General features: G+C 67.2%; 6 protein-coding genes. 5 read left to right on the top strand and 1 reads right to left on the bottom strand.

The genetic code is table 11. The annotated features are described in order from the left end of the window. Nucleotides 1-76 precede the first annotated feature (76 nt). Nucleotides 77-274 carry a hypothetical protein gene (locus tag AAHM41_RS38210; protein ID WP_138888599.1) on the bottom strand — a complete coding sequence of 66 codons (198 nt, stop codon included), beginning with the start codon at nucleotides 272-274 and terminating at the stop codon, nucleotides 77-79. 126 nt (nucleotides 275-400) lie between these two features. Here AAHM41_RS38210 and AAHM41_RS38205 point away from each other — a divergent pair, with 126 nt between their 5' ends. The 5 genes from AAHM41_RS38205 (at nucleotide 401) to AAHM41_RS38185 (ending at nucleotide 5,953) form a co-directional block, all read left to right on the top strand. Then, nucleotides 401-1,342, top strand: a complete 942-nt coding sequence (locus AAHM41_RS38205) for a nucleoside hydrolase (protein WP_342241873.1) — start codon at nucleotides 401-403, stop codon at nucleotides 1,340-1,342. Nucleotides 1,343-1,662: 320 nt separating this feature from the next. After that, nucleotides 1,663-2,691: an amino acid ABC transporter substrate-binding protein gene (locus tag AAHM41_RS38200; protein WP_342241872.1), complete on the top strand. Its 1,029-nt coding sequence runs from the start codon at nucleotides 1,663-1,665 to the stop codon at nucleotides 2,689-2,691. Between the two features lie 109 nt (nucleotides 2,692-2,800). Next, on the top strand, nucleotides 2,801-3,991 hold the full coding sequence (locus AAHM41_RS38195) for an amino acid ABC transporter permease (protein WP_342241871.1): 1,191 nt from the start codon (nucleotides 2,801-2,803) through the stop codon (nucleotides 3,989-3,991). Nucleotides 3,992-3,993: 2 nt separating this feature from the next. Continuing rightward, complete coding sequence (locus AAHM41_RS38190; RefSeq protein ID WP_342241870.1) at nucleotides 3,994-5,172, top strand: amino acid ABC transporter permease; 1,179 nt, start codon at nucleotides 3,994-3,996, stop codon at nucleotides 5,170-5,172. 13 nt (nucleotides 5,173-5,185) lie between these two features. Continuing rightward, complete coding sequence (locus AAHM41_RS38185) at nucleotides 5,186-5,953, top strand: amino acid ABC transporter ATP-binding protein (protein ID WP_342241869.1); 768 nt, start codon at nucleotides 5,186-5,188, stop codon at nucleotides 5,951-5,953. The last annotated feature ends 54 nt before the right edge of the window (nucleotides 5,954-6,007 follow it).

Below are 6,007 nucleotides of genomic sequence, written 5' to 3'. Positions count from 1 at the left end.
CAATGTGTGGGGTGCGCGACCGCCAACCCAACCTACTCTGTCATTGACCCAGGGTCTGTGAGGGGCGCCCCGGCCGTCACGCCTTCGGCTTGCCATAGACCCCGCGCAGGAAAAAGTCCCAGATCGCGTAGACCAGCGCGGCGCCCCACAGGACCAGCCACAGCCGGTCGCCGAGCCACAGGAATTCCGCCGCCAGGGCGGCGATCAGGAAGACGACGATCAGCAGCCGGACCCAGAGGGGTTCGAGCCAGGGATGGGCTTGCGGCGTCGGCATCGTCTCCAGTGGGTCCGGCAGGGCAGGGGCGGGGAGAGTGGCACGGACCGCGCCCGGCATCCAGCCCGTCGCGGCGCTCCACACGCCGCGCTATGGTCGGGCCGACACCAGCGAAAGGACCCGCCGATGCCGAAGATCATCCTCGACTGCGACGTCGGCATCGACGACGCGCTGGCGATCCTGTGGCTGGCCGACCGGCAGGGGGTGGAGATCACGGCGCTGGGCAGCGTGCATGGCAACGCCGATGCCGAGACCGCCGCCGCCAACGCCCAGCATGTCTTCGACCTGGTCGGGCTCGGCCATGTCCCGGTCGCCGTCGGGGCCGAGTCGCCGCTGGCCCAGCCGGTCAGCATCAGCGGCCATGTCCATGGCGATGACGGCCTCGGCGGTCACGGGCCGAAGGCGCCGCCGCGACCCTTCGCGGCCGAGACCGCGGCCGAGCAACTGGTCCGCCTGGCGCGGGCGGAGCCGGGCGCCTTTACCCTCCTGGCCACCGGGCTGCTGACCAACCTGGCGCTGGCGCTGCATCTCGAGCCGGATCTGCCGCGGCTGCTCGACCGGGTGGTGGTGATGGGCGGCGCGGTGACGGTGCCGGGGAACATCACCGCCGCGGCCGAGGCCAACATCTTCCACGACCCCGAGGCGGCGGAGGCGGTGTTCGCCGCGTCCTGGCCGGTCACGCTGGTCGGGCTCGACGTCACCATGACCGCCTGGCTGGGCGCGGCCGAGTTGGCGCGGATCGAGGCTGATCCCCGGCCGCGCGGCCGCTTCGCCTGGTCGATCCTGCAGCATTATGTCGGCTTCTATCATGGCCGCTACGGCATCCGCGGCTGCGCCCTGCACGACCCCGCGGCGGCGATGCTGCTGCTCGACCCCGGCCTCGCCGACTATACCGACTGGCCGGTCCGGGTCGAGCTGAGCGGCGACCTGACCCGCGGCATGACCCTGGCCGATCGCCGCGGCGTGCCGGAAGAGCAGGGGGCGGCCGGGCGGCCCGCAATCCGGGTGGCGACCCGGATCGACCGCGACCGCGTGGTCGGCGGCTTCCTCGACGGGCTGCTGCGCTGACCGTGGGAAGTCGACCGGCCGGTCTATTCTTGCCGATTGTCGCGATACATCCGGTCGAGCCCCGGCCCCTGCCGAAAGAACGATCAACCCCTGCGCGAGGAATGGTCGGATGATTACTCGAGAAGCACGCGGCTCGCCAATCGATTGACTGAAATACCATATTTCAGCGGTATTTCAACGGTCCGGCAGCCGCGGCAAACCAAAAAAAGCCGTGCATTCATCCATAATGTTCCATTAAATGACCCTCCCCCGGCAGCTTGCTGCCGGGACGATCTTGCGGTTTCGCTCCGGCGAAGGCCGGGGCAAAAAGGGGAGGCTTCATGAAGGTTCGTATTCTGCTGGCAGCGGGGGCCGCGGTCGTCGCCGCGGCGGGCTTCACCGCTTCGGCCCAGGCCGGCGCGACGTTTGATGCCGTCAAGCAGCGCGGCTTTATCCAGTGCGGCGTCAACACCAGCCTGGCCGGCTTCGCCCTGCCGGACAGCCAGGGCAAGTGGACCGGCATCGACGTCGACACCTGCCGCGCCTTGGCCGCGGCAGTGTTCGGCGATGCCGAGAAGGTCAAGTTCACGCCGCTGAACGCCCAGGTGCGCTTCACCGCGCTGCAGTCGGGCGAAGTCGACCTGCTGGCCCGCAACACCACCTATTCGCTGTCGCGCGACACCTCGCTCGGCCTGAGCTTCACGGCCATCAACTTCTATGACGGCCAGGGCTTCATGGTGAACAAGTCGCTCGGCGTGGCGAGCGCGAAGGAGCTGAACGGCGCCACCATCTGCGTCCAGCCCGGCACCACCACCGAGCTGAACCTGACCGACTGGTTCCGCACCAACAAGCTGGACTTCAAGCCGGTCGTGATCGAGAAGCTGGAGGACGTCGAGGCCGCTTTCTTCTCCGGCCGCTGCGACGCCTACACCACCGACGCCTCGGGCCTGGCCGGCACCCGCGCCGCCAAGGCGCCGAAGCCGGACGACTACATCATCCTGCCGGAGATCATCTCCAAGGAGCCGCTGGCGATCGCCGTGCGGCAGGGCGACGACCAGTGGGCCGACATCACCCGCTGGGTGTTCTTCGCCCAGGTCCAGGCCGAGGAGAGCGGCGTCACCAGCCAGAACATCGACAGCTTCGGCGATTCCCCGGATCCGACGATCCAGCGCCTGCTGGGCAAGACCCCGGGCATGGGCGAGGCGCTCGGTCTGCCGGAGACCTGGGCCTACAACGCCATCAAGCAGGTCGGCAATTACGGCGAGATGTTCGAGCGCAACGTCGGCGAGAAGACCACGCTGGGCCTCAAGCGCGGCCTGAACGCGCTGTGGACCCAGGGCGGCCTGCAATACGCGCCCCCGATCCGGTGACCAGTGATTGTGCCGCCGACCCCGCAACGGGTCGGCGGCATTGTTTCGGGGCCTGGGATCCTTCGGGCCAAGAAGAAGCGACAGGGCGGTTTGAGCGAGGTGTGACGCAATGACCATGGATGTTGCCGCGGCAGGAACTGCCGTGCGCCGTGGATCCGCAATCAACGACCCCAGACTCCGAGCGATTTTCTACCAGATTGTGCTGCTGCTGGTGGTCGTCGGCATCGGCTGGTTCCTGGTCTCCAACCTGATTCACAACCGCGAGGTCCGCGGCATCCAGACGGGCTACGGCTTCCTCTCGCGCGAAGCCGGCTTCGCCATCTCCGAGACGCCGATCTCCTATTCGCCGAGCGATCCTTATGCCCGGGCCTTCCTGGTCGGGCTGGTTAACACGCTGAAGGTCTCGATCCTCGGCATCATCCTGGCGACCCTGCTGGGACTGGTGATCGGCGTCAGCAAGCTGTCCTCGAACTGGCTCCTGGCCAAGCTGGCCGCGGGCTATGTCGACCTCGTCCGCAACATTCCGCTGACCGTGCAACTGCTGCTCTGGGCCGGGCTGATCCGGGTCAGCGCCCCGCCGCCGCGGCAGGCGGCGAACCCGGTCCCCGGCGTCTTCATCAGCAATCGCGGCATCCAGGTTCCCTCGATCGAGGACAACCCGGTCTTCCTGTGGATGCTGGTCGCGGCGCTGGTGGCTCTGGTCGTCGGCTGGGGCATCGCCCGCTGGGCCAGGCAGCGCCAGGCGGCGACCGGGCAGCCGTTCCACAGCTTCTGGGCCGGGCTCGGCCTGTTCATCGGCCTGCCGCTGGTGGTCTGGCTGGCTGGCGGCGCGCCGGCGGCGTTCGAGATCCCGGAGCTGAAGGGCTTCAACTTCCAGGGCGGCTGGACGCTGACGCCGGAATTCGCGGCGATGGTGATCGGCCTGACCGTCTACACCGCCGCTTTCATCGCCGAGATCGTGCGCGGTGGCATCTTGGCCGTGTCGCACGGCCAGACCGAGGCGGCCCGCGCGCTCGGCCTGCATTCCGGCGTCACGCTGCGCCGCATCGTCCTGCCCCAGGCGCTGCGCATGATCATCCCGCCGATGACCAGCCAGTATCTCAACATCACCAAGAACAGCTCGCTGGCGGTGGTGATCGGCTATCCGGACCTGGTGTCGATCGGCAACACCGTCGGCAACCAGACCGGTCAGGTGGTCGAAGCGATCTCGATCTTCATGGCGGTCTACCTGTTCATCAGCCTGTCGATCTCGATCGGCATGAACGTCTACAACCGCCAGATGGCGCTGAGGGAGCGGTGAGCATGGCCAGCACCCGATCCCTGACCGAACCCTTCGTCGCCACCCAGGAGATCCCGGCGGCGCCGCCGCCCGGCTCGGTTACCGGCCCGATCGCCTGGCTGCGGCAGAACCTGTTCAACAGCTGGTTCAACGCCGTTCTGACGCTGCTGATCGCCTATCTGGCGATCCGGCTGGTCCCGCCCTTCGTCCAATGGGCCCTGATCGATCCGGTCTGGGGCCCGTCGACGCCGGACGAGGCACCGGCCGACGTGGTGGCGGCCTGCCGGGCCACGACCGGCGCCTGCTGGGCCTTCGTCGAGGAGAAGTACCGGCTGATCTTCTTCGGCCTCTACCCGTTCGGCGAGGAGTGGCGGCCGATCATCGCCATGGCGATGCTGATCGGCCTGGCCGTCGCCAGCACCATGCGCCGCTTCTGGGGCAAGCGCCTGATCGTCGCCTGGGTGGTGGTGATCGTCGCCGCGGTCAGCCTGATGTACGGCGCCGTGCCGTTCGGCTTCTTCGAGATTCCGATCCCCGGCCTGTCGCTGGTCGAGACCCGGAACTGGGGCGGCCTGCCGCTGACCATGGGCCTGTCGATGATCGGCCTCGCCCTGGCCTTCCCGCTCTCGATCCTGCTGGCGCTCGGCCGCCGCTCGCACATGCCGGCGATCCGGACCCTGTGCGTGACCTATATCGAACTGATCCGCGGCGTGCCGCTGATCACCGTGCTGTTCATGGCCTCGGTGATGTTCCCGCTGTTCCTGCCGGAAGGCTGGAACTTCAACTACCTGCTGCGCGCCCAGGTGGCGATCATCCTGTTCACCGCCGCCTATCTCGCCGAGGTGGTGCGCGGCGGCCTGCAGGCGATCCCCAAGGGCCAGTTCGAGGCCGCCGACAGCATCGGCCTCAGCTACTGGCAGAAGCAGCGGCTGATCATCCTGCCGCAGGCGCTCAGGATCTCGATCCCGGCCCTGGTCAACACCTTCATCGGCTCCTTCATGGACACCACGCTGGTGATCATGGTCGGGTTGTTCGACCTGCTGGGCGCCGCCCGTCTCGGCCTGTCGGATCCGATCTGGGGGCCGTTCTACAAGGAAGCCTATCTGTTCGTATCGCTGCTGTTCTTCGTGTTCTGCTTCTCCATGTCGAAATACTCGCAGTATCTGGAGAGGTATTTGAACATCGGCACGCGACGCCGCTGACAGGGAGATAGACATGACTGCGACTCAAGCGACCGCCGCCGCGCCGGAAATCCTGATCCAGATGTCCGGGGTCAACAAATGGTATGGCGAGTTCCATGTCCTCAGGGACATCAACTTCGCCGTCGAGAAGGGCGAGAAGGTGGTGATCTGCGGGCCCTCGGGCTCCGGCAAGTCGACCCTGATCCGCTGCCTGAACCGGCTGGAGGAGCACCAGAAGGGCTCGATCATCGTCGACGGCATCGAGCTGACCAACGACGTCAAGAACATCGACGCCATCCGCCGCGAGGTCGGCATGGTGTTCCAGCAGTTCAACCTGTTCCCGCATCTGACGGTGCTGGAGAACCTGACCCTTGCCCCGATCTGGGTCCGCAAGACCCCGAAGAAGGAGGCCGAGGAGACGGCGATGTACTTCCTCAAGCGGGTCAAGATCCCCGAGCAGGCGCAGAAGTACCCGGGCCAGCTGTCCGGCGGCCAGCAGCAGCGCGTGGCCATCGCCCGCTCGCTGTGCATGAAGCCGAAGATCCTGCTGTTCGACGAGCCGACCTCGGCCCTCGACCCGGAGATGATCAAGGAAGTGCTCGACGTCATGATCGAGCTGGCGCGCGAAGGCATCACCATGATCTGCGTCACCCATGAGATGGGCTTCGCCCGCACCGTGGCGAACCGCGTGATCTTCATGGATCGCGGCCAGATCGTGGAGCAGAACGAGCCCGAGGAGTTCTTCAAGAACCCGAAGTCGGACCGGACCAAGCTGTTCCTGAGCCAGATCCTGGCGCATTGACGGGCAGGGGGGGGGCCCCCCCCGGGCCCCCGGGCGGGAGACGGGGGGGGGGGG

Source organism: Inquilinus sp. OTU3971, assembly GCF_038440215.1.
Note: the sequence above shows the minus strand (reverse complement) of the source record. Positions and strands in the feature narration are given on the sequence as shown.